This is a genomic window from Janthinobacterium sp. SUN033 (genome assembly GCF_030397595.1).
Lineage (GTDB): Bacteria > Pseudomonadota > Gammaproteobacteria > Burkholderiales > Burkholderiaceae_D > Janthinobacterium > Janthinobacterium kumbetense.
Window position 1 is genome coordinate 560,146 of record NZ_JAPQNV010000004.1, and the last position, 23,695, is coordinate 583,840.

23 protein-coding genes are annotated in these 23,695 nt (G+C 64.0%); 12 read left to right on the top strand and 11 right to left on the bottom strand.

What is annotated here, in order from left to right:
* Positions 1-187: 187 nt before the first annotated feature.
* Positions 188-1,642: a sensor domain-containing diguanylate cyclase gene (locus OX460_RS19660; protein ID WP_289899643.1), complete on the top strand. Its 1,455-nt coding sequence runs from the start codon at positions 188-190 to the stop codon at positions 1,640-1,642.
* Between the two features lies 1 nt (position 1,643).
* Here OX460_RS19660 and OX460_RS19665 read toward each other — a convergent pair whose 3' ends face one another.
* The 7 genes from OX460_RS19665 to OX460_RS19695 are packed head-to-tail and all read right to left on the bottom strand — an operon-like array spanning position 1,644 to position 8,647.
* Positions 1,644-2,486 (bottom strand): Rossmann-like and DUF2520 domain-containing protein, encoded by an 843-nt coding sequence (locus OX460_RS19665; protein WP_289899644.1) that lies wholly within the window; start codon positions 2,484-2,486, stop codon positions 1,644-1,646.
* A 9-nt stretch (positions 2,487-2,495) separates the two neighbouring features.
* Positions 2,496-3,083: a DUF924 family protein gene (locus OX460_RS19670; protein ID WP_289899775.1), complete on the bottom strand. Its 588-nt coding sequence runs from the start codon at positions 3,081-3,083 to the stop codon at positions 2,496-2,498.
* Between the two features lie 16 nt (positions 3,084-3,099).
* Positions 3,100-3,840 (bottom strand): MgtC/SapB family protein, encoded by a 741-nt coding sequence (locus OX460_RS19675; protein WP_099665898.1) that lies wholly within the window; start codon positions 3,838-3,840, stop codon positions 3,100-3,102.
* The gene (locus OX460_RS19680; RefSeq protein WP_077398459.1) at positions 3,841-4,095 is read right to left on the bottom strand and encodes a hypothetical protein; all 255 of its coding nucleotides are present in this window, start codon (positions 4,093-4,095) and stop codon (positions 3,841-3,843) included.
* A complete protein-coding gene (locus OX460_RS19685; RefSeq protein ID WP_289899645.1) occupies positions 4,095-5,918 on the bottom strand; it encodes an aminopeptidase P family protein in 1,824 nt (607 codons plus the stop codon). Before OX460_RS19685 ends, OX460_RS19680 begins: the two co-directional genes overlap by 1 nt.
* 46 nt (positions 5,919-5,964) lie before the next feature.
* Positions 5,965-8,037 carry a DUF4132 domain-containing protein gene (locus tag OX460_RS19690; protein ID WP_289899646.1) on the bottom strand — a complete coding sequence of 691 codons (2,073 nt, stop codon included), beginning with the start codon at positions 8,035-8,037 and terminating at the stop codon, positions 5,965-5,967.
* Entirely contained in the window at positions 8,024-8,647 is a 624-nt protein-coding gene (locus OX460_RS19695) for a Crp/Fnr family transcriptional regulator (protein ID WP_251349718.1), read from the bottom strand. The genes OX460_RS19690 and OX460_RS19695 overlap by 14 nt, the downstream gene beginning before the upstream one ends.
* A 255-nt stretch (positions 8,648-8,902) precedes the next feature.
* Here OX460_RS19695 and OX460_RS19700 point away from each other — a divergent pair, with 255 nt between their 5' ends.
* The 9 genes from OX460_RS19700 (at position 8,903) to OX460_RS19740 (ending at position 18,266) form a co-directional block, all read left to right on the top strand.
* Positions 8,903-10,834 carry an AMP-binding protein gene (locus OX460_RS19700; RefSeq protein WP_289899647.1) on the top strand — a complete coding sequence of 644 codons (1,932 nt, stop codon included), beginning with the start codon at positions 8,903-8,905 and terminating at the stop codon, positions 10,832-10,834.
* Between the two features lie 14 nt (positions 10,835-10,848).
* Positions 10,849-11,664 (top strand): ABC transporter ATP-binding protein, encoded by an 816-nt coding sequence (locus OX460_RS19705; protein WP_251349535.1) that lies wholly within the window; start codon positions 10,849-10,851, stop codon positions 11,662-11,664.
* A gap of 25 nt (positions 11,665-11,689) precedes the next feature.
* The gene (locus OX460_RS19710; RefSeq protein ID WP_198521486.1) at positions 11,690-12,586 is read left to right on the top strand and encodes a branched-chain amino acid ABC transporter permease; all 897 of its coding nucleotides are present in this window, start codon (positions 11,690-11,692) and stop codon (positions 12,584-12,586) included.
* Positions 12,587-12,640: 54 nt separating this feature from the next.
* On the top strand, positions 12,641-13,699 hold the full coding sequence (locus tag OX460_RS19715) for a branched-chain amino acid ABC transporter permease (RefSeq protein WP_034752817.1): 1,059 nt from the start codon (positions 12,641-12,643) through the stop codon (positions 13,697-13,699).
* Between the two features lie 58 nt (positions 13,700-13,757).
* A complete protein-coding gene (locus tag OX460_RS19720) occupies positions 13,758-15,077 on the top strand; it encodes an ABC transporter substrate-binding protein (RefSeq protein WP_099665905.1) in 1,320 nt (439 codons plus the stop codon).
* 68 nt (positions 15,078-15,145) lie between these two features.
* Positions 15,146-15,991, top strand: coding sequence for an ABC transporter ATP-binding protein (locus OX460_RS19725; protein WP_289899648.1), 846 nt, complete (start codon positions 15,146-15,148; stop codon positions 15,989-15,991).
* A gap of 17 nt (positions 15,992-16,008) precedes the next feature.
* Positions 16,009-16,368: an MmcQ/YjbR family DNA-binding protein gene (locus tag OX460_RS19730; protein WP_099665907.1), complete on the top strand. Its 360-nt coding sequence runs from the start codon at positions 16,009-16,011 to the stop codon at positions 16,366-16,368.
* Positions 16,365-17,621, top strand: a complete 1,257-nt coding sequence (locus tag OX460_RS19735) for an AMP-binding protein (protein WP_099665908.1) — start codon at positions 16,365-16,367, stop codon at positions 17,619-17,621. The genes OX460_RS19730 and OX460_RS19735 overlap by 4 nt, the downstream gene beginning before the upstream one ends.
* Positions 17,622-17,684: 63 nt before the next feature.
* Positions 17,685-18,266, top strand: coding sequence for a hypoxanthine-guanine phosphoribosyltransferase (locus OX460_RS19740; protein ID WP_099377742.1), 582 nt, complete (start codon positions 17,685-17,687; stop codon positions 18,264-18,266).
* A gap of 48 nt (positions 18,267-18,314) precedes the next feature.
* On the opposite strand, the gene OX460_RS19745 is transcribed toward OX460_RS19740, so the two are convergent.
* From OX460_RS19745 to OX460_RS19755, 3 genes are all read right to left on the bottom strand, one after another.
* Positions 18,315-19,268 (bottom strand): nitronate monooxygenase family protein, encoded by a 954-nt coding sequence (locus OX460_RS19745; protein WP_289899649.1) that lies wholly within the window; start codon positions 19,266-19,268, stop codon positions 18,315-18,317.
* Between the two features lie 98 nt (positions 19,269-19,366).
* Positions 19,367-20,290: an MBL fold metallo-hydrolase gene (locus tag OX460_RS19750; RefSeq protein ID WP_289899650.1), complete on the bottom strand. Its 924-nt coding sequence runs from the start codon at positions 20,288-20,290 to the stop codon at positions 19,367-19,369.
* 8 nt (positions 20,291-20,298) lie between these two features.
* Positions 20,299-20,526 (bottom strand): DUF1289 domain-containing protein, encoded by a 228-nt coding sequence (locus OX460_RS19755; protein WP_319633285.1) that lies wholly within the window; start codon positions 20,524-20,526, stop codon positions 20,299-20,301.
* 277 nt (positions 20,527-20,803) lie between these two features.
* On the opposite strand from OX460_RS19755, the gene OX460_RS19760 reads away from it, so the two are divergent.
* Positions 20,804-21,217 carry a CopG family transcriptional regulator gene (locus OX460_RS19760; RefSeq protein ID WP_289899651.1) on the top strand — a complete coding sequence of 138 codons (414 nt, stop codon included), beginning with the start codon at positions 20,804-20,806 and terminating at the stop codon, positions 21,215-21,217.
* 54 nt (positions 21,218-21,271) lie between these two features.
* Positions 21,272-22,525, top strand: a complete 1,254-nt coding sequence (locus OX460_RS19765; protein ID WP_289899652.1) for a PHB depolymerase family esterase — start codon at positions 21,272-21,274, stop codon at positions 22,523-22,525.
* Here OX460_RS19765 and OX460_RS19770 read toward each other — a convergent pair.
* On the bottom strand, positions 22,518-23,669 hold the full coding sequence (locus tag OX460_RS19770) for a two-component system response regulator (protein ID WP_289899653.1): 1,152 nt from the start codon (positions 23,667-23,669) through the stop codon (positions 22,518-22,520). The two genes, OX460_RS19765 and OX460_RS19770, sit on opposite strands and share 8 nt — an antisense overlap.
* Positions 23,670-23,695: the final 26 nt, after the last annotated feature.

Consider the following 23,695-nt stretch of genomic DNA (forward strand, 5'->3'; position numbering starts at 1 on the left):
AAATCTTATTGCTAATTTGCATCTTTGTCGACAAATCGGCACTTTTATTTGGTAAGTCGTGGTTATCTTGTCGCGTTCGCCAAGGTAAATTGTCAATAAAGCCAGTTATCATTGCGCCAATACCCGGCCTGCTGCATACTTTTGGCTTGCGTCACGATTGCCTTCCCGCCGGCCACCCCTCGTCTCCATGCGTCTTCTGTCGATCAAGTACCGCCTGCTCATACTCCTGACCCTGATCCTGGGTGCGGGCTTCATGGCCACCAGCCTGGCCAGCTACCTGGCTTCGCGCCAGGCCATCGAGCACGGCATCGCCGACCAGACCTTGCCATTGACGGGCGACAATATCTATTCCGAAATCCAGAAGGACATGCTGCGCCCCGTCTTCATTTCCTCGCTGATGGCGCACGACACCTTCGTGCGCGACTGGATACTCGCCGGCGAAAACAAGCCGGAACAGATCGTGCGCTACCTGGCCGAGGTCAAGAAAAAATACGGCGCCATCACCAGCTTTCTCGTCTCGGACAAGAGCAGCAAATACTACTATGCGGAAGGCACCCTGAAATCCGTCAGCCCGCAAGCGACGCGCGACATCTGGTACTACCGCGTGCGCGCCATGGACACCACCGACTATGAAACGAATGTCGACGTGGACATGGCCAACCGCGACAGCATGACCATCTTCATCAACCACCGCGTCTACGACTACGACGGCCAGTTCATCGGCGCCACCGGCATCGGCCTGACCCTGGCCACCATGAGCCACATCATCGACCGCTACCAGGCGCGCTTCCACCGCAACATCTATTTTGTCGACGGCGCCGGCGCCCTGGTGCTGGCGGGCAAGACCATGCGCAACGGGCACGGCAATATCCGCAGCCTGCCCGGCGTGAATGCCATTGCCGAGCAAATCATCAACCATCAGAGCGAACCGACGCACCTGTCGTACCAGCTGGGGCGCGCGCAAATCCTCGTCAACTCGCGCTTCATTCCCGAACTGGGCTGGTACCTGGTGGTCGAGCAGAATGTCAGCGACGAAGTCCAGTCGCTGCAGCGCGTCTTCATCTTCAACCTGGCCATCAGCTTTGGCGTCACCCTGCTGGTGCTGGTATTGACCCTGCTGACGGTGAACCGCTACCAGCGCCGCATCGAACGCATCGCCTCGACGGATGCGCTGACGGGGCTATTGAACCGCCAATCGCTGGAATTGCTGTTCCAGCGCGCCATGCTCTTGTCCAAACGCAACGAACAACCGATGTCCGCCATCCTCTTCGACATCGACTTCTTCAAGCGCGTCAACGATACCCACGGCCACCTGTGGGGCGACAAGGTGATCCGTGGCGTGGCCGACGTGGCGCGCGCCACCGTGCGCGAAAGCGACGTCATCACGCGCTGGGGCGGCGAGGAATACCTGGTACTGCTGAACAATTGCAGCCTGGCGCAAGCGGCGGAAGTGGCGGAAAACCTGCGCGCCGCCGTCGAACGCCACGATTTCGGCCTGCCCGCGCCGCAACTGCCCGTGACGATCAGCCTGGGCGTGACCGAGTACCGGCCAGAGGAAAGCGAATCGGCCTTCTTCTCGCGCGCCGACAGCGCCTTGTATCAGGCCAAGCATCACGGCCGCAACGGCGTGCACGCCGCCTGAGTCACTCCCCGCGCTTGCGCCTGGCCAGATCCTGCGTGGGCGCCACCAGCGCCCGGTACAACTCGCCCGTGGCGGCATCCCAGCTTTGCACGGCCAGTTGCTGGCGTTGCACGGTGGCAGAGTCGCCGCGCGCGATGGGGCCGGACAGCGCGGGCGCGGCGCCCAGGCGGAACACGTTCGCCACCGCTTCCGTCACCAGGGGCTGCGCCAGTTCGCGCGCCACGGGCTCGGGAATGCCGGCCGCCTGGTAGGCGCGCAAGGCGGCGTCGAGCACCGTCACCAGGTAATTGCTGGCGAAGACGGCGGCAGCGTGATACAGGGTCTTGGCGGCCGGGTCGATGGGCACGGGACGCGCGCCGATGGCGTTCAAGGCGGGCGTGAGGAAGGCCAGCGCCAGCGCATCGCCTTCGACGCCGCAAAACGTGCCGTCGAAGGTGGCGGCCACCTGCTGCGGGTCGGCAAAGCTGCGGATCGGGTGGGCGCTGGCGACAAACGCGCCCGCCTGCGTGGCGGCCAGCAGCACGTTCGAGGCCAGCGCGCCGCTGCAGTGGAACACGATGGCGCCCGCCTGGCGTCCCTCGGCCACCAGCGCCGCGCAGGCCGGGCCGATCTGGTCGTCGGAGACGGCCAGCATGGTGACGTCGGCGCGCCGCAAGGCCGCATAGCTGGCGACGGGAGTGCCGGCGCCGATGAAATCGACGGCCGCCTGCGCCGACGCCATCGAGCGCGTCAGCACATCCTGCACCAGGATTGCTCCGCCCTGCGTGCCATCCACGCGGGCGAACAAACGGCCCAGCACACGGCCCACGTGGCCGGCGCCGATGATATTGAGGGTAACGTTCATGGCGATTTTCTAGAAGCTCGATCCCGGCTGGCGCAAAAATTCCAGCTCTTGTGGCGAGGAGGCTCGGCCGAGGATGGCGTTGCGGTGCGGGAAGCGGCCAAAGCGGGCGATCACTTCCTGGTGGCGCTCGGCGTAATCGAGCATGCCGTCAAAGCCGGGCTGCGCCTGCGACAGCAGCTGGAACAGCTCGACGGCGCGCGCCTGCATGGCCAGGTCTTCCGCGTGTTCGAACGGCAGGTAGGCAAAAGCGCGCAGCATCGGCGGCAGCTGGCGGTCCTGCCCCGCGTCCGTCAAGGCGACGGCCAGCGCCAGCGCCCGGGCGTCGCCGGCAAAGGCGCGCGGCGTGCCGCGATGCACATTGCGCGTGAATTGATCGAGCACGATCAGGCGCGCCAGCGCGCCGTGCGGCGTGGTATCCCATGCGAGCAAGCCGCCCTCGATGGCGGCATCGATCAGCGCGCCGAAACGCGCGCGTATCTGCGCATCGAAGCCGTCATCCTTGCGGAACCATTCCACGCGCGACTGGCCGTAATCGGGGTTATCCGGCGGCAGGAACCAGAAATCGAGTACCTCTTGAGCCTGTGCATCCATGTCCATCCTCTCGGCATCCGTATCAGTTGCGGGCATGCGACAGCTGGAAGCCGGCGATGCCTTCGAAGGCGGCCAGTTCGGCCGACATGGCCGACAGGCTGGCGCCCGTGTTCTTGCCATGCGCGATGGCAACAAAACGCCATTCCTGCATGCCGTCCGTGCTGCCGATGGTCAGCGAGCCGCCGGCGATGTCGTAGCCGCGCTTGGCCGCCATGCGCCGCAGCGCATCTTCGCGCGGAATGAAATCGCGCTTGAAGCGCATGGTGATGGCCACCGCGTGGCGCGACGGCAGCCAGTTCTCCAGTTTTGACAGGAAAATCATCGCCATCGCACACAGAAAGGCCAGGCCCATGGCCGACAGATAAAAGCCGATGCCGACCATGATGCCGATCACGGACGAAGCCCAGATCGAGGCAGCCGTCGTCAGACCGCTGATATTGAAGCCCTCGCGCATGATCACGCCGGCGCCGAGGAAACCCACGCCCGTGACGATGCCCTGGATGACGCGCGTGGGGTCGCTGCCGACGATGGCGCCATGGCCGCCGTACCAGAACTCAGGATAGCCGCCCAGCACCGTCAGCGCGGCCGAGGCCATGCAGACGAGGCTGTAGGTGCGCATGCCGGCCGCGCGCCCGTGATACGAGCGCTCATACCCCACCAGCAAGCCCAGCAGCAGTGCGCCGAGCAGGTTCAGCAGGATCACGCCATTCGTCGCCAGCTCGGCCGGCGACCAGTAGGCGCGCAGGAAGTCGATGGTCGGCATTTAGTCCTGGGGCTTTTTCGTCAGCTGCTTTTCAAACGCCACGTCGAGCTTGCTGACGCGGCGCGCCTTTTGCGGTCCCAGGCCATTCACGAAGGCGACGAAGGCGTCCAGTTCCAGCGGCGGGCACAGGGGTGGCAAGCCCGGGCCTTCCGTGAGGAAGAACAGTTCATCGCCCGTGCGCGCCATCGTGTACAGGCGGTGGCCGGTGCGTTCCTTGAGCCGCTCGATGGCGGACGTGGCGCGGGTCGAGCGCATCAGATGGCTCCCGTGCGCTGTTCCAGCCACGCCAGCGCAGGCGCATCGGCCGGCGCGGCCAGGTGCGGCGCCAGGCGCGCACGCACGGTGGCGTGGTAGTCGTTCAGCCAGGCCGCTTCGTCATCGCGCAGCAGCGAACGTTCCACGCAGCGCGTGTCGATCGGGCACAGGGTCAAGGTTTCGAAGCGCAGGAATTCGCCGAAGGGCGTCGTCCCCGCGGGAACGTTCAGCACCAGGTTCTCGATGCGGATGCCCCACTGGCCGGGACGGTAGATGCCCGGCTCGACGGAAGTGATCATGCCCGGTTCCATGGCCGTCTGCGGCTCCGGCATGGCGGACTGCGAAATCGATTGCGGCCCTTCGTGCACGTTGAGGAAGAAGCCCACGCCGTGGCCCGTGCCGTGGCCGAAGTCGATGCCTTCGGCCCACAGGGGCGCGCGGGCGATGGAATCGAGCATGGGCGACTTCACGCCGCGCGGGAATTGCGCGCGCGACAGCGCGATCATGCTGCGCAAGACCAGGGTGAAATCGCGCCGGTGCTCGGCCGTGATCGCGCCGACGGGGACCACGCGGGTGATATCCGTGGTGCCGCCCCAATACTGGCCGCCCGAGTCGATCAGCAGCAAGCCGTCGCCTTCGATAGTGGCGGCCGAATCCGCATGGGCGTGGTAATGCATGATGGCGCCATGCGCATTGAAGCCGGCGATGGTGCCGAAACTGGGGCTGACAAAACCGGCGCGGCGGGCGCGGGCAGCCGTCAGGTGCTCGTCGACGCCGATTTCCGTCAACGGCGCACGTTGCGGGTCGGCCAGGGTGCGATCCAGCCAGCTGAAAAACTCGCACAGGGCGGCGCCATCCTGCTCCATGGCGGCGCGCACGTGCGCCGCTTCGCCATCCGTCTTGCGCGACTTGGCCAGGGTGGTCGGGTTGATGGATTCGACCACCTGCACACCATCGGCCACGGCCTGGCGCGTGCCGAACGTGATGCGGCGCGGGTCGAGCAGCAAGGTGGCGCCGGCCGGCAAGGCGGCCAGTGCGGCAGCCGTGCGGTCATAGGCTGCCACGTCCACGCCCTCGCTCTCCAGCGTGGCGCGCAGGGCCGCCGGCACCTTGCCATCGGCGACGAACAGGGTGGCGCGCTCGGGTCCCACCAGCGCATGCGCGAGGAAGACGGGGTTGTAGTTGACGTCGGCGCCGCGCAGGTTGAACAGATACGCGATGTCGTCGAGGGTGGAAATCACGTGGTGGCTGGCGCCGTGGGCCGCCATGCCGGCGCGCAGGGCCGCCAGTTTTTGCGCGCGCGACAGCGAGGGATACGCGGCCGCATGCTCGAACACGGGCGCGGCGGGCATGGCCGGGCGATCCGGCCACACGGCTTGCAGCACATCGGTGTCCGTGCGCAAGGTAACCTGCTCCCCCAGCGCCTGCTGCAGCAGGCGCGCATTGGCCAGGCCCAGCACGGCGCCATCGACGGCTACCGTCTGTCCCGGCCGCATGGTTTCGCCCAGCCAGTCGATATACAGCACGCTGGCGCCGGACGGGATTTTCTTCAGGACGATGCCGCTGCCGGCCAGTTCGTCTTCCGCCTGTTCCCAGTAGCGGCCATCGGTCCATACGCCGGCAAACTCCTGCGTCACGACCAGGGTGCCGACCGATCCCGTAAAGCCCGACAGCCACTCGCGGCCCTGCCAGCGGGCCGGCAGGTACTCGGACAAATGCGGGTCAGCCGAAGGCACGATGCAGGCGTCGATGTGCTGCGCGCGCATGGCGCTGCGCAGTTGCGACAAACGGGAGGCGGGAGTGGCTTGGTCAGGTGTCTGCATGGGTGCGAAAATGGAGCGGTGCTGGGAAGTGCCTATGATACCGCGATTAGCAGCCGGGCTGCACTCGGTGCAGCGCCAGCAGCACCCCGGCGGTAGCGGCGATTTTTTCCAGCAGCGCCTCGTCGTAAGGCAGCCACGGCACGGCGGCCAGCTTGTTCCCCTTCGCGAGCACCTCGGTCGCCACCTCGGCGCCGTCCAGCGTGACCCTGCCGGTGGTCAGGTGGATGGCGTGCCTGCCCACCATCAGGTGACGGGGCTCGAGCGCCATGCGCCCTGCTTCGATCTGCTGCGCAAACACCTGACGCAGCACGGTGCGCCGCATGCCCGCCATCGGCCCCGGGGGCAAGTTGGCCAGGTAAGACAAGCGCTCTTCGCGCTGCACGCTTTGCTCTTCTTCCACCAGCGCCAACGCGCTGGCGCTGACCAGCAGATCCACCGCGCGGCACGCTTCCGAATAGGCCACAGGCGCCAGCGGCAGCATCTGCGCGGGCGCCAGCCCGTTGGACGTGCAGGCGCCGCCCGCGCCTGGATAGACGCGTCCCTCGAGGCGCAGCAATACGCGCCAGGTGCCGAACCCGCGCGACAAGCCTTCATCGTCGTCCAGCCGCCAGCCTTCGCGGCGGGCCAGTCCCAGCAAGGCAGGCAGCGACAGCTGGTAGCCGGAAAATGGGGCACTGCCGTCGCCGGGCGGTGCATATATTTCACGATACACCTGGCGCAGCGGCTGGCGCACGCGCCGCTGTGTGAGCAGCGCCTGCCAGGCGGCGCGCTGCTCTCCGCTGCCATGCAGGGGATGCCACAGGCCGATCTCGCCTTCTCCCTGTAGCAGCACATCCATCGGCTGCCCCCATGCATTGATGGCACCCTCGCCATCGAGCATGAAAGCCTGGCCGTCGCCCGTGCGCCACACCAGCGCGCGCGCCACCGTATCGATATCGGCATCGTCGCGCAAGGCGCGCCATTGATCCAGCCCCAGACGCACGTCGCTGGCATAGCCCGCTTCCAGGCGGCGCGCCAGCATGGCCTGGCGCCGCTTGCCCATGGGGCCGGGCATGCCGATCCTCCAGGCGATATCGGGCCGTTCCGCCAGCGCCCGTTCGGCCGGTTTCAGATTGCGTTCCAGCTTCTTGCGGATGCCCGCATGGCGCACCTGCGCCAGCGCCGTGCGCAGGGCCAGCAAGCTTTCCGGCGTGGGGATGGTTTCCACCGCATGGCCCAGCGCCATCGCCAACGACTGCGACGGCGCGCTCTTGGCCGTGCCGGGCGCGACGCATACCAAGGGCAGCAAGACGGTGATCACGGGCCTGAACCATGCATCATCGCGATAGGCGGCGACCCGCGCGGCGCGCGCCAGCACTTGAGAGTCTGCCGTGGCAAAGGCGGCATCGGCCGCATACGGCACGCCGCCGTCATGGATGGCGGCGATATGGCGTGCCGCCTGTTCCAGTATCGTGCGCGCAAATTCGACATACGCCGCATCGTCGGCCAGCACGGCGGCGGGATCCGCCTCGCCGATACTGTCGCGGCTCCAGTGGCCGCTGTAGCGCGAGCCGGCCAGCGCCAGCAGGGACGCTTGCGCCAGTTGCGGCAGCAATTCCAATTCATGCAAGGTCAATGGCATCGGATAATGGGTGTGACGCTCCTCCATTGCCTGCGCAAATTGCGCAGGGGCGTCGCCGCCAGCAAGGCGCGCCAGCAGGTAGGCCTGGTAGGGGCACTCGGCCCAGCCCGAGGTTTTGCCGAGAATGCGCCGCGCCTGCCCCGCCGTGCCTGCCGGTGCCTCGCCCTGCAGGCAAGCCAGGCAGCCGATGACATACTCCCATTCCCGGTTGTAATCGCCGGCCGCGTCCAGCGCATCGAGGAACATGGCGCCTGCCAGCGCCGGCGCCAGGTTCATGCTGGTCGCTTGTGCCAATAGCGCCGTCGCCAGCTCGCGCCGCGCCGTATCGTCATGGCCGAAGCGCGCCGCGCGATGCAACGCCCCCCAGATGGCGCCCAGTTCTTCCGGTGTCCAGTCGTTGAAATCGACGGGCGGCCCCGTGAATCGCGCATGCTCGACAAAGCCGCCATCGAGGCGTACGCGCAGGGCTGCGGCACGCGTGGTCTCAGATGGCATCATCGGCCTCGTAGCGGCGCAAGCCTTCCAGGTCCAGCACGCGGATGCCGCCGTAATCGAGGCGCAGCAAGCCTTTCTTTTCCAGCACCTGCAAGGCCTGGTTGGCGCGCTGGCGCGAAGAGCCCGACAGCAGGCCGATTTCCTCCTGCGACAGCTGCACCAGCGTCTCCACGCCGGGGTACAAGTGCGAGTTGAACATCGACGCCAGGCAGCGCGCCACGCGCGTATTCAGGTCCAGCAAGCGTTCGTTTTCCACCATGCCGATGAACTGCCCCAGGCGCTCGTTGAGCTGCATCAGCAGGAAGCGCGTAAACGGCAAACTCGTTTCCAGCAGCCAGTGGAAGGTGGCGCCTGGCAGGCGCGCCACGCGCGTGTCGCGCAGGGCCATGGTGTCGTATTTGCGGATTTCATTCTTCAGCAGTGAACCTTCGCCGAACCAGCTGCCGGGCGGCACGCCGATGAAGGTCATGGCCTTGCCGGAGGCGGAAAAATTATTCATCTTGACCATGCCGCTGATGACGCCGATCCAGTTGTCCACCGGCTCGCCCTTTCGGCAGACAAAGCCGCCTTTCGGCACGAAGGTTTCAAACACATCCGCCTCCACCCGGGCCATTTGCACGGGATCGAGCAGCTGCGCCCAGTTGGCCGCGCGCACGGCATCCTTGAGACTGATATCAGGGTTGGTCATTGTGCGATGCACCATCGAAAAGTGGGTAAATGTCCCCGAAAAGACAACTCGGCAAACTAACGCAAGCTACTATCATTGCACAAACGCCTTACACATAAAAAACACAGAGCACCATCCAACGAGGTGGGGCCTGAGACAAGCAACAGGGAGACACTGGTGCAAACGAATACCACAGCAACCATGCCGACTTTTCCGCGGCGCTTATTGCAACACGGGACAGCACGATCCGACAAGCCCGCATTTCGCGAAAAACACCTGGGCATCTGGCAAACCTGGACCTGGCATGAGGTCAACGACGAGGTGCGCGCACTGGCCTGCGGCCTGGCCGCCATCGGCTTCCAGCGCGGCATGAACCTGGCCATCATCGGCGACAACCGTCCCCGCCTGTACTGGGCCATGCTGGCCGCGCAAAGCCTGGGCGGCGTGCCCGTGCCGCTGTACCAGGACGCGCCGGCCGCCGACATGGCCTACGTGCTGCAGGATGCGGAAATCCGCTACGCCATCGTCGAAGACCAGGAGCAGGTCGACAAGCTGCTGGAACTGAAAAGCCTGTACCCGCACGTGGCCCACATCGCCTATGACGATGAACGGGGCATGCGCCACTACCGCCAGCCGGAGCTCACCTCCTTTGCCGCGCTGCAGGTGCTCGGCCGGTCCTACGACCGCGAACATCCGGGCTTTTATGACGCCGCCGTGGCGGCGGGCAATGGCAGCGATTCGGCCGTCATCCTGTACACCTCGGGCACCACGGGCAAGCCGAAGGGCGTGTGCCAGAGCCACACGGCGCTGCTGGCCGCAGGCGTTGGCGGCGTCGCCTTCGACCAGCTCACCGACGAGGAAGACATCCTGTCCTACCTGCCCATGGCGTGGGTGGGCGACTGCCTGTTCTCGCTGGCGCAAGCCATGGTGGCCGGCTTCACCGTCAACTGCCCCGAATCGGGCGACACGGTGATGATCGACATGCGCGAAATCGGCCCCACCTGCTACTTTGCGCCGCCACGCGTGTTCGAGAACATGCTCACCAGCGTGATGATACGCATGGAAGACGCCAGCAGCATCAAGCGCCACATGTTCAGCCATTTCATGGACGTGGCCAAGCGCTGCGGCGCGCAGATCTTGGATGGCAAGCCAGTCTCGCTGGCGGACCGCCTCAGCTACAAGCTGGGCGAACTGCTCGTCTACGGCCCCCTGAAAAACGTGCTGGGACTGTCGCGCGTGCGCGTCGCCTACACGGCCGGCGCCGCCATCGGCCCCGACCTGTTCCGCTTCTACCGCTCCATCGGCGTCAACCTCAAGCAATTGTACGGTTCCACCGAAACCTGCGCCTATGTGTGCCTGCAGCCGGATGGCAATATCAAGTTCGACAGCGTGGGCCTGCCCGCGCCGGGCGTGGAAGTCAAGCTGGCGGCCAATGGCGAAGTGCTGGTGAAGTCGCCCGCCACCATGAGCGGCTACTTCAGGCGGCCCGACGCCACTGCCGAAGTGATCGACGACGACGGCTATTTCCATACGGGCGATGCGGGCGTGTTCGACGGCGAAGGCCACCTGAAAATCATCGACCGCGCGGCCGACGTCGGCAAAATGAATTGCGGCGCCATATTCGCGCCCAACTACATCGAAAACAAGCTCAAGTTCTTCCCCTTCATCAAGGAAGTGGTGGCCTTCGGCCATGCGCGCGACCAGGTGTGCGCCTTCATCAACATCGACATCGAAGCGGTGGGCAACTGGTCCGAACGGCGCGGCATCGCCTACTCCGGCTACACCGACCTGGCGGCACGCGCCGAGACCTATGGCCTGATCCGCGACTGCATCGAGCAGGTCAACGCGGAACTGGCAGCCGACCCGCTGATGGACCGCACGCAGGTGCACCGCTTCCTCGTGCTGCACAAGGAACTCGACCCGGACGACGATGAGCTGACCCGCACGCGCAAGGTACGCCGCAAATTCATCGCCGAAAAGTACGCGGTGCTCATTTCCGCCCTGTATGAGGGCAAGGCAACGCAATACATCGAGACCCAGGTGAAATTCGAGGATGGCCGCCTTGGCTCAACCAGCGCCGACCTGCAGATCTGGGACAGCAAAACGTACCGGCCCCAGGGCCTGGCCGCATGATGGAGCACAGCACGATGCAAATGAACGAACCCGACGCCCATTTCGGCACGGCCCGCAAGACGGGTCCCGTGATCCTCGACCTGAAGAACATCTCGCTGTCGTTCGGCGGCGTGAAAGCCCTGACCGACATCTCGTTTGACGTCAAACAGCATGAAATCCGCGCCATCATCGGCCCGAACGGCGCGGGCAAAAGCTCGATGCTCAACGTGATCAATGGCGTGTACCGTCCGCAGCAGGGAGAAATCATCTACCGGGGCGAACACCGGCGCGGCATGGACTGCTACCAGGCTGCCAAGTCCGGTATCGCGCGCACCTTCCAGAACATCGCCCTGTTCAAGGGCATGACGGTGCTGGACAACATCATGACGGGGCGCAACCTGAAGATGAAGTCGAATTTTCTCTTGCAAGCCCTGTACTGGGGCCCGGCGCGGCGCGAGGAAATCGAGCACCGCAAAAAGGCCGAGGAAATCATCGACTTCCTGGAAATCCAGGCCATCCGCAAGACGCCCGTGGGGCGCCTGCCCTACGGCCTGCAAAAACGGGTGGAGCTGGGCCGCGCCCTCGTGGCGGAACCGGAAATTCTGCTGCTGGACGAACCGATGGCCGGCATGAACGTGGAAGAAAAACAGGACATGTGCCGCTTCATCCTCGACGTCAACGACCAGCTGGGCACGACCATCGTGCTGATCGAGCACGACATGGGCGTGGTGATGGATATCTCCGACCGAGTGGTGGTGCTCGACTACGGCAAGAAAATCGGCGACGGCACGCCCGACGAGGTGCGCAGCAACCAGGATGTCATCAACGCGTATTTGGGTGTCGCGCACTAGCGCCGGACAAGGAATAACAATGAATATCAATTTTTTCTTTGAAGTGCTGATCGGCGGCCTGCTGTCGGGCGTCATGTATGCGCTGGTGGCGATCGGTTTTGTATTGATCTACAAGGCATCGGGCGTGTTCAATTTTGCGCAGGGCGCAATGGTGTTTTTCGCCGCCCTCACCTGCGTGGGCATCATGGACAAGTTCGGCCTGTCACTGTGGCTGGCCATCCCGCTGACGATGCTCACCATGATCGTGCTGGGCATGGCGATCGAACGGGTGGTCTTGCGGCCCCTCGTCAACCAGCCCGAAATCACGCTGTTCATGGCCACCATCGGCCTGACCTTTTTCATCGAAGGCCTGGCGCAGCTGATGTGGGGCTCGCAAGTGCACAAGCTGGACCTGCCCATCGAAGACGTGCCGATGCAATTCCTGATGGACCGCTTCGACATCAACATCTCGCAGTTCGACCTGATGGCGGCCGGCATCTGCGCGCTGCTGGTGATCTGCCTGGCCTTGCTGTTCTCGAAAACCAAGGTGGGCCGCGCCCTGCGCGCCGTCGCCGACGACCACCAGGCGGCACTGGCGGTCGGCATCCCGCTGCAGCGCATCTGGGCTGTGGTGTGGGGCGTGGCGGGCCTGGTGGCCATGGTGGCCGGCTTGCTGTGGGGTGCGCGCAACGGCGTGCAATTCGCCCTCACCTTCATCGCCTTGAAAGCGCTGCCCGTGCTGATCCTCGGCGGCTTTACCTCGGTGCCGGGCGCCATCGTCGGTGGCCTGATCATCGGCGCGTCGGAAAAGCTGGCCGAAGTCTATCTGGGCCCCATGGTGGGCGGCGGCATCGAAGGCTGGTTCCCGTATGTGCTGGCTCTGCTGTTCCTGCTGGTGCGTCCGGAAGGCCTGTTCGGCGAGAAGATCATCCGGCGTATCTGACGCCGCACCGCCGCCGCATGATGCACACGACGCACCCATCACAAAGGACACGCCATGATTTACCGTGAAGCAGGACAGTTCAAGACCAGCTACCAGGCTGACAACCAGATTTTCCCGATCAGACAAGACCGCCTGGCACTGACGGCCACGCTCCTCGTCGCCGTCTTCCTCTTGCCGTATTTCGCCTCGCCCTACATGCTGTCGGCGATCCTGATCCCCTTCCTGATCTTCGCCCTGGCGGCACTGGGCCTGAACATCCTGACCGGTTACGCGGGCCAGCTGTCGCTGGGTACGGCCGCCTTCATGGCCGTGGGCGCGTTCGCCTCGTATAACTTCATGGCCCGCCTGCCCGGCTTGCCGCTGCTGGTGTCGTTCATCCTCGGCGGCCTGTGTGCGGCCATGGTGGGCATCGCCTTCGGTCTGCCGTCACTGCGCATCCGCGGCTTTTACCTGGCCGCCTCCACCCTGGCGACGCAGTTTTTTGTCGTCTGGTGCCTGACCAAGATCCCGTATCTCACCAACTACAGCTCCTCGGGCGTCATCACGGTGCAGAAGATGACCATCCTCGGCTACCAGTTCGATACGCCGCAAAGCAAATACCTGCTGGTGCTGGCCATCGTGGCCGGCATGGCGCTACTGGCCAAGAACATGATCCGCTCGAACGTGGGCCGCTCGTGGATGGCCGTGCGCGACATGGACATGGCGGCCGAGGTGATCGGTTTCAGATTGATGCGCACCAAGCTGCTGGCGTTTGCCGTCAGCTCGTTCTACTGCGGCGTGGCCGGCGCGCTGTATGCATACGCCTACCTGGGCACGGTGGAGCCGGAAGCGTACAACCTGGACCTGTCCTTCCGCATCCTGTTCATGATCATCATCGGCGGCGTCGGTTCGATCCTCGGTTCCTTCCTCGGCGCGGCCTTCATCGTGCTGTTGCCCGTCTTCCTGAACACCATCGCGCATGGCCTGGCATTGCCGACCAGCGTGGCCTCGAACCTGGAACTGATGGTGTTCGGCGCGCTGATCATCTTCTTCCTGATCGTCGAGCCGCACGGCCTGGCCAGGCTGTGGCAAATCGCGAAGGAAAAGTTGAGACTCTGGCCCTTCCCCCATTAAGTTTTTGCAGTCGATGTCGGTTCACTTGAATACCAAATAAAACAAGAGGAGACACACAATGAAACACATCAAATCGCTCATGCTGGCCGCCGCCATCGCCAGTGCCGCACTCACCATGGCCGGCAGCGCGCAGGCGCAGGACAAGGAGCAGTACATCGCTCTGCCATCCTACCGCGTGGGTCCCTACGCGGCCGGCGGCTCCGGTTTCTACGGCGGCATCATCGACTACTTCAACCTGGTCAACCAGGCCGGCGGCGTGAATGGCGTCAAGATCAGCTGGGAAGAATGCGAAACCGAATACAACCCCTCGCGCGGCGTGGAATGCTATGAACGCCTGAAAACCAAGCAGGGCGGCGCCACCCTGGTCGAAACCCTGTCCACCGGCGTCGCCTACGGCATCCTGGACCGCGTAGCGCAAGACAAGATCCCCATGACGATGATCGGCTACGGCCGCTCGGACGCCGCCAACGGCAAGGTCTTCCCCTACGTATATCCGCTAATCTCCAGCTACTGGAGCCAGGCTGCCGCCATGATCAAGTACCTGGGCGACAAGGATGGCGGCATGGACAAGCTGAAGGGTAAAAAAATCGTCCACCTGTACCACGATTCGGCCTTCGGCAAGGAGCCGCTGCCCGTGCTCGAAGCGCTGTCGAAACAATACGGCTTCGAACTGGTGAAAATTCCCGTCGCGCCGCCAGGCAGCGAACAGCAATCGCAATGGCTGCAAATCCGCCAGGCCAAGCCGGACCACGTGATCCTGTGGGGCTGGGGCGTCATGAATTCCGTCGCCATCAAGACGGCGCAGCGCAACGGCTTCCCGCGCGACAAAATGCTGGGCGTCTGGTGGGCCGGCTCCGAGGAAGACACGATTCCATCGGGCGACGCAGCCAAGGGCTACACGGCGATGACCTTCAATACGCCAGGTAACTACCCCGTGCTCGACGACATCCGCAAGAAACTCTACGCGTCCGGCAAGGGCAACCTGTCCGACCAGTCGCGCATCGGCTCCGTCTACCACATGCGCGGCGTGACGGCCGGCATTCTGTGGGTGGAAGCGATCCGCACGGCGCAGGAAAAATTCGGCAAGGGCAAACCGATCACGGGCGAACAGATGCGCTGGGGCCTGGAAAACCTGAACGTCGACGATGCGCGCCAAAAAGCAGTGGGCGCGCTGGGCATGTTCCCCACCGTGAAGACCAGCTGCGACGACCATGAAGGCTCGGGCGCCGTGAAGGTGCAGCAGTGGGATGGCAAGAAGTGGACCGCCATCACGCCGAAGTGGATCGTCGGCGACAAGGCCCTGGTGCGCAAGCTGGTCGAGGAATCCTCGAACAAGTACGCGGAAGAGAAAAAGATCACGCCGGCGTGCATGAAGTAATGCCGTAGGCGAGAGGAACCGGACCGGCCAGCGCCGGTCCCGTGTTGAACATTTTTAAAGAAGCAGCCATGACCCACACTGCCACGCAAGCCCCGCCCCAGGCGGAAACGCCGCCGCCCTACCTGTCGGTGAACAATATCGAAGTCATCTACGACCACGTGATCCTGGTCCTGAAGGGCGTGTCGCTGCAAGTGCCGCAAGGCAAGATCGTGGCGCTCCTGGGCGCCAACGGCGCCGGCAAGTCGACCACCCTGAAAACCATCTCGACCCTGCTGCGCGGCGAACGGGGCGACGTCACCAAGGGCGAAGTCCAGTTCAAGGGCGAGCGCGTGGACCAGTTGACGCCGAATGAACTGGTGAAGCGGGGCCTGTCGCAAGTGATGGAGGGACGCCACTGTTTCGGCCACCTCACCATCGAAGAAAACCTGCTGACGGGCGCCTACACGCGCAGCCTGTCGCGCGGCGAGCTGAAAGACGCGCTGGACAAGGTGTATCACTACTTTCCGCGCCTGAAAACCCGGCGCAGCAGCCAGGCCGGTTACACCTCGGGCGGCGAACAGCAGATGTGCGCCATCGGCCGTGCGCTGATGGCCAAGCCGTCGATGATTTTACTGGATGAGCCGTCGATGGGCATCGCGCCGCAGATCGTCGAAGAGATCTTCGGCATCGTCAAGGACCTGAACCACAAGGAAAACGTGTCTTTCCTGCTGGCCGAGCAGAACACCAACGTGGCGCTGCGCTACGCCGACTTCGGCTACATCCTGGAAAACGGCCGCGTCGTGATGGAAGGGCAAGCGCAGGAACTGGCCAGCAACGAAGACGTCAAAGAGTTTTACCTGGGCGTGTCCAGCGCCGGGCGCAAGAGCTTCCGCGACATGAAGTTCTACCGCCGCCGCAAGCGCTGGCTGGCCTGACATCGGGAGTCGCCGTCATGGACCTGGAACGGGCGAAGCAAGTGTGCCGCGGCTTTCCCGGCGCGACGCAAGACATCAAGTGGAGCAACGTACTGGCGTTTTGCGTTGGCGGCAAGATGTTCGCCCTGTGCGGCGCGGAAGCGCACAGCACGCGCGGCATGAGCTTCAAGGTCGATGCGGAGCGCTTCCTGGAATTGACGGACCGTCCCGGCTTTCGCCCGGCGCCCTATCTGGCGCGGGCCAAGTGGGTGCTGGTCGCCAGCCCCGACGCCCTCGACGACGACGAAATGGCCGCCCTGCTGCAGCGCTCATACAGCCTGATTGTTGCGGGGCTGACGAAAAAAATGCAACGTGACATTGGAGAATCCGCAACATGACCGATACGCTCGACAGTCTGGAAGCACGCGCCCCCGAGGCGCGCGAACGCGAATTGATGGCCGGCCTGCCGCAGCTGATCGCGCGCGCACAACAGGCGCCGGGCTGGGCCCGCATCCTCGATGGCGTCAATGCAGCCGACATCACCAGCCGCGCCGCGCTGGCGCAGCTGCCCGTGACGCGCAAGTCCGACCTCAAGCAATTGCAGCACGCGCAACTGCCGTTCGGCGGCTTGAACACGACGCCGAAAAACGCCCTGTCGCGCGTGTTCGTCTCGCCCGGCCCCATCTTCGATCCCGAAGGCCGCGGCCCCGACTGGTGGCGCTTCGCGCGCCCCATGTACGCTGCCGGCGTGCGCGCCGGCGGCCTGCTGCAGAACTGCTTTTCGTATCACTTCACGCCGGCCGCCTTCATGGTCGAAGGCGGCGCCGCGCGCATCGGCTGCACCGTCATCCCGGCCGGCATCGGCCAGACGGAAATGCAGGTGCAGGCGATGGTCGACCTGAAGCCCGACACTTATATCGGCACGCCGTCATTCCTGAAACTGATCATCGAGAAAGCCCGCGAAATGGGCGCCGACATCAGCAGCGTCACCAAGGCCGTGATGGGTGCGGAAGCCTTGCCCGAGTCCCTGCGCAGCTGGTTTGCGGAGAACGGCGTGCCGCACGTGTTCCAGACCTATGCCTCGGCCGACATCGGCAGCATCGCCTATGAAACGGCCAGCAATGGCAAGCTCAATCCCGGCATGGTCGTTGACGAAAACGTGCTGCTGGAAATCGTCCATCCGGGCAGCGGCATTCCCGTCGCGCCGGGCGAAGTAGGCGAAGTGGTCGTCACCGTCTTCAATGCCGACTACCCGCTGATCCGCTTCGCCACGGGAGACTTGTCCGCCGTGCTGACGAACGCGCCGGAGTCGCCGTGCGGCCGCACGAATACGCGCATCAAGGGCTGGATGGGGCGCGCGGATCAAACCACCAAGGTGCGCGCCATGTTCGTGCATCCGTCGCAGGTGCACGAGATCGCGCGCCGCCATCCGCACATCAAAAAAGCGCGGCTGGTGGTATCGGGACGCATGGCCAACGACGAGATGACTTTGCATTGCGAAGTCGACGATCCGCTCGACACCAGCGGCACCGAAGCCATCATCGGCTCGATCCGCGAACTGACCAAGCTGCGCGGCGACGTAGTGCTCGTGGCCGTGGGCAGCCTGGCGCAAGATGGGAAAATCATCGACGACATGCGCGATTACAAATAAGGCCGATTTGCGGGATAATACCGGCATTGACCATCAGCCCCATTCATCGCCATGCAAGAGTCCATGCAAGAATTTCATCACAACCGTGCCCGTGACCTGATCAAGAACGCGGAACTGCTGTTCGACCAAGACGCCGTGCAGGCTTCGATCACGCGCATGGCCGATGTGCTCAACACGCGCTTCAACGCCGAGGATTCGAAAGAGTTCCCTCTGGTGCTGGGCGTGATGGGCGGCGCCGTCGTCTTTACGGGCAACCTGCTGCCGCAACTGAGCTTTCCGCTCGAATTCGACTACATCCACGTGAGCCGCTACGGCGACGACGACAAGGGCGGCGAAGTGGTGTGGAAAGTCATCCCCCGCTCGAATGTAGCGGGCCGCACCGTCATCGTGCTCGACGATATTCTCGACGAAGGCGAAACCCTGGCACACGTCAAGCAGCGCCTGCTGGACATGGGCGCCTCGGAAGTGATCCTGGCCGTGTTTGCCGACAAGGCCATCGGCAAGAAAAAACCGGTTCAAGCCGACATCGTCGGCCTGGTGATCCCGAACCGCTTCGTCGTCGGCTTCGGCATGGATGCGTATGGCTACTGGCGCAACCTGCCGGGCTTGTGGGCCATCAAGCCTGAGGATTTGAAGCAGGAATAAGGATGGCTTGGATGACGCGGCATGCCGCGTCATCCGGCAGCAGCAGAGTTACAGCTTCAACCGCGCGCGCGCCGCATCGTATTCGGCTTTCAGGCGCGCCACCATCTCTTCCACGCTCGGCACGTCGTCCATCAAGCCCACGCCCTGACCCGCGCCCCAGATGTCGCGCCAGGCCTTGGCGCCGCCCGAGCCGAAATTCATCGCGCTCTTGTCCGCTTCGGGCAAGGCTTCCGGATCGAGTCCGGCCGCTTCGATCGATTTTTTCAGGTAATTGCCGTGCACGCCAGTAAACAGGTTCGTGTAGACGATGTCCGCCGCGCTGGAATCGACGATGGCGTCGCGGTAGCCGTCACTGACGTTCGATTCCTTGGTCGCCAGCCAGCGCGAGCCGATGTAGGCGAAATCGGCGCCCATCGCTTGCGCGGCCAGCACGGCGTCACCCGTGGCGATGGAACCGGACAGCGCCAGCGGACCGTCGAAGAATTTGCGCACTTCGCCCACCAGCGCGAACGGCGACAGGGTGCCCGCGTGGCCGCCGGCGCCGCTGGCGACCAGAATCAAGCCATCGACGCCCGCCTCCAGCGCCTTTTTCGCGTGACGGATCGAAATCACGTCATGCAGCACGATGCCACCATAACTGTGAATGGCATCGAGCATTTCCTTGGGCGGCGCGCGCAGCGAGGAAATGATGATGGGGATCTGGTGTTTCACGCACACTTCCACGTCATGCGCGAGGCGGTCGTTCGACTGGTGCACGATCTGGTTGACGGCGATCGGCCCGACTTTCTTGTCCGGATTGGCGGCCTGGAAGGCGGCCAGTTCGGCCTGCAAGTCCGTCAGCCACGTGTCGAGCAATTCGGCGGGACGCGCATTCAGGGCCGGGAAGGAACCGACGATGCCGGCCTTGCACTGCGCCGCGACGAGGGCCGGGCCGCTGGCGATGAACATCGGCGAGGCGATAACGGGTAAGGAGAGGTTTTGCAACGCAACAGGCAATGCCATGGCGGACTCGCTGGAAAGTTGATCGGACGTAAAAAACACTGAACGTTGATTATAGTGCAGAAAAAGTACGATCGTGCTGAATTTATCGCACCGACGCTTCAACCCTCGTTGAGCAAGTACTCACCCTCGACGCGCGCCGCTACGGCCCTCACCAGCTGGGACACGGCCCACTCGGCCAGCACGGCCGCCTCCTGGCGCAGGAAGCGCCGGTTGGCTTCTTCGAAGACGGGCATGCCACGCAACAGGGCCGGTATGTCGGCGAGGGCGATGCGCTGGCGTTCCAGCAGCAGGAATTTCAGCAGCACCTTCACGGCGTTCTGCGCATTGCGCACGGGGTCGGACGCCAGGTAATCGAGGCGCGAGTACGCGCGCTGCAGGGCGCCGGCGGCATCCGTGAATGGCCGACCGTGGCCTGGGATCACCACGCGCACGTCCAGGCTGGCGATCAGGTCCAGGGTGGCGCGCGCTTCCAGAAAGCCGGAGCCGCCATCGAGTTCCGGAAAGATCACGCCGAAGCCGTTTTCCCACAGGGCGTCGGCGGAAATCAGGATGCCCTCCTGGGCGCAGTAAAAAATCAGCGAGTGCGGGTCGTGGCCCGGTGCGCCCAGCGCCTGCCAGGCCATGTCGGCCAACGTCAACGTGTCGCCGGGCGAGACGGTGGCGTCAAAGCCGAAGCGCGGGCATTGCTGGCCCGTGGCCTGGAAGCTGAGGGCATCGATATCCCAGGCGCGCACCTTGTCCGCTTCCGATACGGGAATGGCCGTATGGCAGCCGTATTCGGCTTGCAGCAGCGCGTTGCCGCCGCAATGGTCGGAGTGCAGATGCGTATTGAACAAGCGGTCCAGCGGCCGGCCCGCCAGGCTGTGGCGCAGCAGGGCCAGGGTTTGCGGCGCATGCGTGACATAGCCGCTGTCGATCAGGGCCGTGTCGTCCCTGCCCTGGAACAGGATGTTATTCGACGACAGCCAGCCGCGTTCGAACACCTGAATGGAATCGGGGAACAGCGCTGGCGATCGCGGCATGGGCTTCCTCAGTAATCGGGCTCGAAGTCGAGCAGGGATTCGCGGCCCGGCAATTCGGCCCACACGGCGCGCTTGAAGTCGTCGTCGGCCTTGCTCCAGGCGATGATCTCGTCGAGCGTGCGCAGGCAGCCTTCGCACAAGCCGCTGCCGCGGTTCATCTTGCACAGGCTGACGCAGGGCGACGGTACCGGCGACGGCAAGGGGAGCGGAACGGCTGGCGGAGTATCGACCATCATGGAGCGGCATCGGTAAACGTGAAGGCTTTCATTATGCCGCGAAACCACGCCGGCGAGTCGGCGGCATCGCCCTGCAATGACACTGTCAACATATTTTCCGACGAAAAAATAATCAAAAATATATTATTTGAAAATTTATTTTGCGGCCCATCTCACTCTGCGGGAGCCCATCCTACAGCGTGATCAGGCCAGATCCTGCTTGACTTGAGATATTTCAGAACTATACTACCATCCATACAGATGGCAATTGGATGCCACGTGGAGTTTTTGGAGAGATATGGCCAAGCAAGACAGCAAGCCCAAAATTGGGGAATCCGAGAAAATCACGATCAACCTCGGCTTGATCGACCTGGGGCAGATCGATTTGCTGGTCCAGGAGGGATTTTATTCCAACCGCACGGATCTGATCCGTACGGCCATACGCAATCAACTCAATACGCACGCCGACGTGGTGAAACAAACCGTCGCCCGTAAAAGCCTGGTATTGGGCATGCAGCATTATTCGCGCGCCGATCTGGAAGCGATCCAGGCAGCCGGCCAGCGCCTGCAGATACAGGTGCTGGGACTGGCCAGCATCGCCAGCGACGTCTCCGTGGAACTGGCACTTGCCACCATCGAGTCGATCTTCGTATTAGGTGCCCTGCACGCCAGCACCGTCGTCAAGACGGCGCTCGCAGGGCGAATTCACTAGCGTATTGGTTCGCGGCGATGACCCGGCCGATGCGCGGCACCGTTAAGGATGGTCATGAAACTACCTCTCAACATGTTGGCGCAGATGCGCGCCGCAACCCGCAATCTGTTGGGCAGCGGTCCCGCCGCCGCCACCGAAGCCATTCAGCAGGCGCTGTCCGCCGCCGGCCTGGCGCCGCAGGCGGCGTCCACACAGCAGCAGCCGATGCGCGATATCAATCAGCCACCTGCGCCACCACCGGCGCAACCATCTGCGGCAACGCAACCGCAAGCTGACGCCGCGCCCCCCACACCCGCGCAGGCGGCGCAGGACTTCGCGCAGGATTTCATGGCGCGCCTGGGCGTGCCGGCAGGCCTGGGCCAGCACAGCTTCGACATGCCCAGCTTCGAGCTGCCAAACTTCCATCCGCCCGGCTTCAACGCGCCGGCCGCCACGCCAGCGGAGATACCCGCCGGCGCGCAATTCATCGACGGCGTGTACCGCAACCATGCGGGCACGCGTTCGTACAAGCTGTATATCCCCAGCAGCTATCATGGCCAGGCCATGCCGCTGATCGTGATGCTGCACGGCTGCACGCAAAATCCCGACGATTTTGCCGCCGGCACGCAAATGAATGCGCTGGCAGAAGAAAAGGAGTGTTTTGTCGTCTACCCGGCGCAGACGCAGGGCGCCAACAGTTCGCGCTGCTGGAACTGGTTCAACGCCATCGACCAGCAGCGCGATCAGGGCGAACCGTCGCTGATCGCCGGCATCGCCCGGCAAGTCATCGACGACTACCCGGTCAACGAGCGCGAAGTGTTTGTCGCCGGCCTGTCGGCGGGCGGCGCCATGGCCGTCATCGTCGGCACCCTGTACCCCGACCTGTTTGCCGCTGTCGGCGTGCATTCGGGTCTGCCCTTCGCTTCGGCGCAGGACTTGCCGTCGGCGCTGGCCGCCATGAAGGGCGGCGCCATGCCCAATGCCCAGCGCAAGGCGCCGGCGGGCGGCGTGCCCATCATCGTCTTCCATGGCGACCGCGACACCACCGTCAACCCGCGCAATGGCGATGAACTGATCGCCCAGGGCGTGCGCAGCCAGTCGGGCGGCAAGGCGGCCAAAGCCGCTTCCGTCGATGGCAGCGTACCGAATGGCCACCGCTACACGCGCACCACGCACAGCCAAGCCGATGGCTCGCCACTGGGCGAACACTGGGTCATCCACGGCGCCGGCCATGCCTGGTCCGGCGGCAGCGATAACGGCAGTTACACGGACGGCAAAGGGCCGGACGCCAGCCGAGAGATGCTGCGCTTCTTCAAGACCGTCAGTTGATGTTCTCGGCGAAGGGCGCGATCTGCCGCTGCTTGTCGGCGATCTCGCACACGCCATCGGCATAGCGGTTGGAGATGGCGATGAACTGGTCCTGGATCTGCAGGAAGGCGTCGACGATCTCGGCGTCGAAATGCGAACCGCGCCCCTCGACGATGATCTGCACGGCCTGCGCATGGTCCATGCCCTGCTTGTAGATGCGCCGGCTGATCAGGGCGTCATACACGTCGGCCAGCGCCATCAGGCGCGCCGAAATCGGGATGTCTTCGCCAGCCAGGCCTTGCGGGTAGCCGCTGCCATCCCATTTTTCATGGTGGCTGTAGGCGATCTCCTTCGCGTACTTGAGGAAATCGACTTCGATGCCCAGCTCGTGCTCGGCCGCCAGGATGGCGTCGCGCCCGAGCGTGGTATGCGTCTTCATGATGGCCATTTCGTGCGGCTCGAAACGTCCCGGCTTGAGCAGGATATGGTCGGGAATGCCCACCTTGCCGATATCGTGCAGCGGCGCCGTCTTGAACAGCAGTTCGATATTCTTGTCCGTCAAAAAATCGCGGAAACGCGGCAGGCCGCGCACTTTCTCGGCCAGCGCTTTCAGGTAGTGCGAGGTGCGGCGGATATGGTTGCCCGTCTCGCTGTCGCGCGTTTCGGCCAGCGAGGCCATGGCGTGGATGGTGACGTCCTGCAGCGCCGCCACCTCCTGCACGCGGCGCTCCACCTCCGTTTCCAGGTACTGGTTCTGGTCGCGCAAGAAATCCTGCATCTGCTTCATCGCCAGCTGCGTCCTGATGCGCGCCAGCACGATGGGCGCCGAAATCGGCTTGGTGATGTAGTCGACGGCGCCCAGGGCCAGGCCCAGCTGCTCGTCGGCCACTTCGCTCATGGCGGTGACAAAAATCACGGGGATGCCGGCCGTGGCGGGATCGGCCTTCAGCGCGCGGCACACATCGTAGCCGCTCATGCCCGGCATCATGATGTCGAGCAGGATCAGGTCGGGCTGGTCGCTGCCGGCGGCGATCTTCAGGGCGCGTTCGCCATTGACGGCGATCTTGGTGCGGTAATCGTCTTCCAGCACCGCGCGCAGCAGGTCGATATTGTCTGGTGTGTCGTCGACCACCAGAATGGTTGGCTTGCTTGCCGGCGCTCTCATGCCCGTCCTTCGCTCTGCATAGTTAT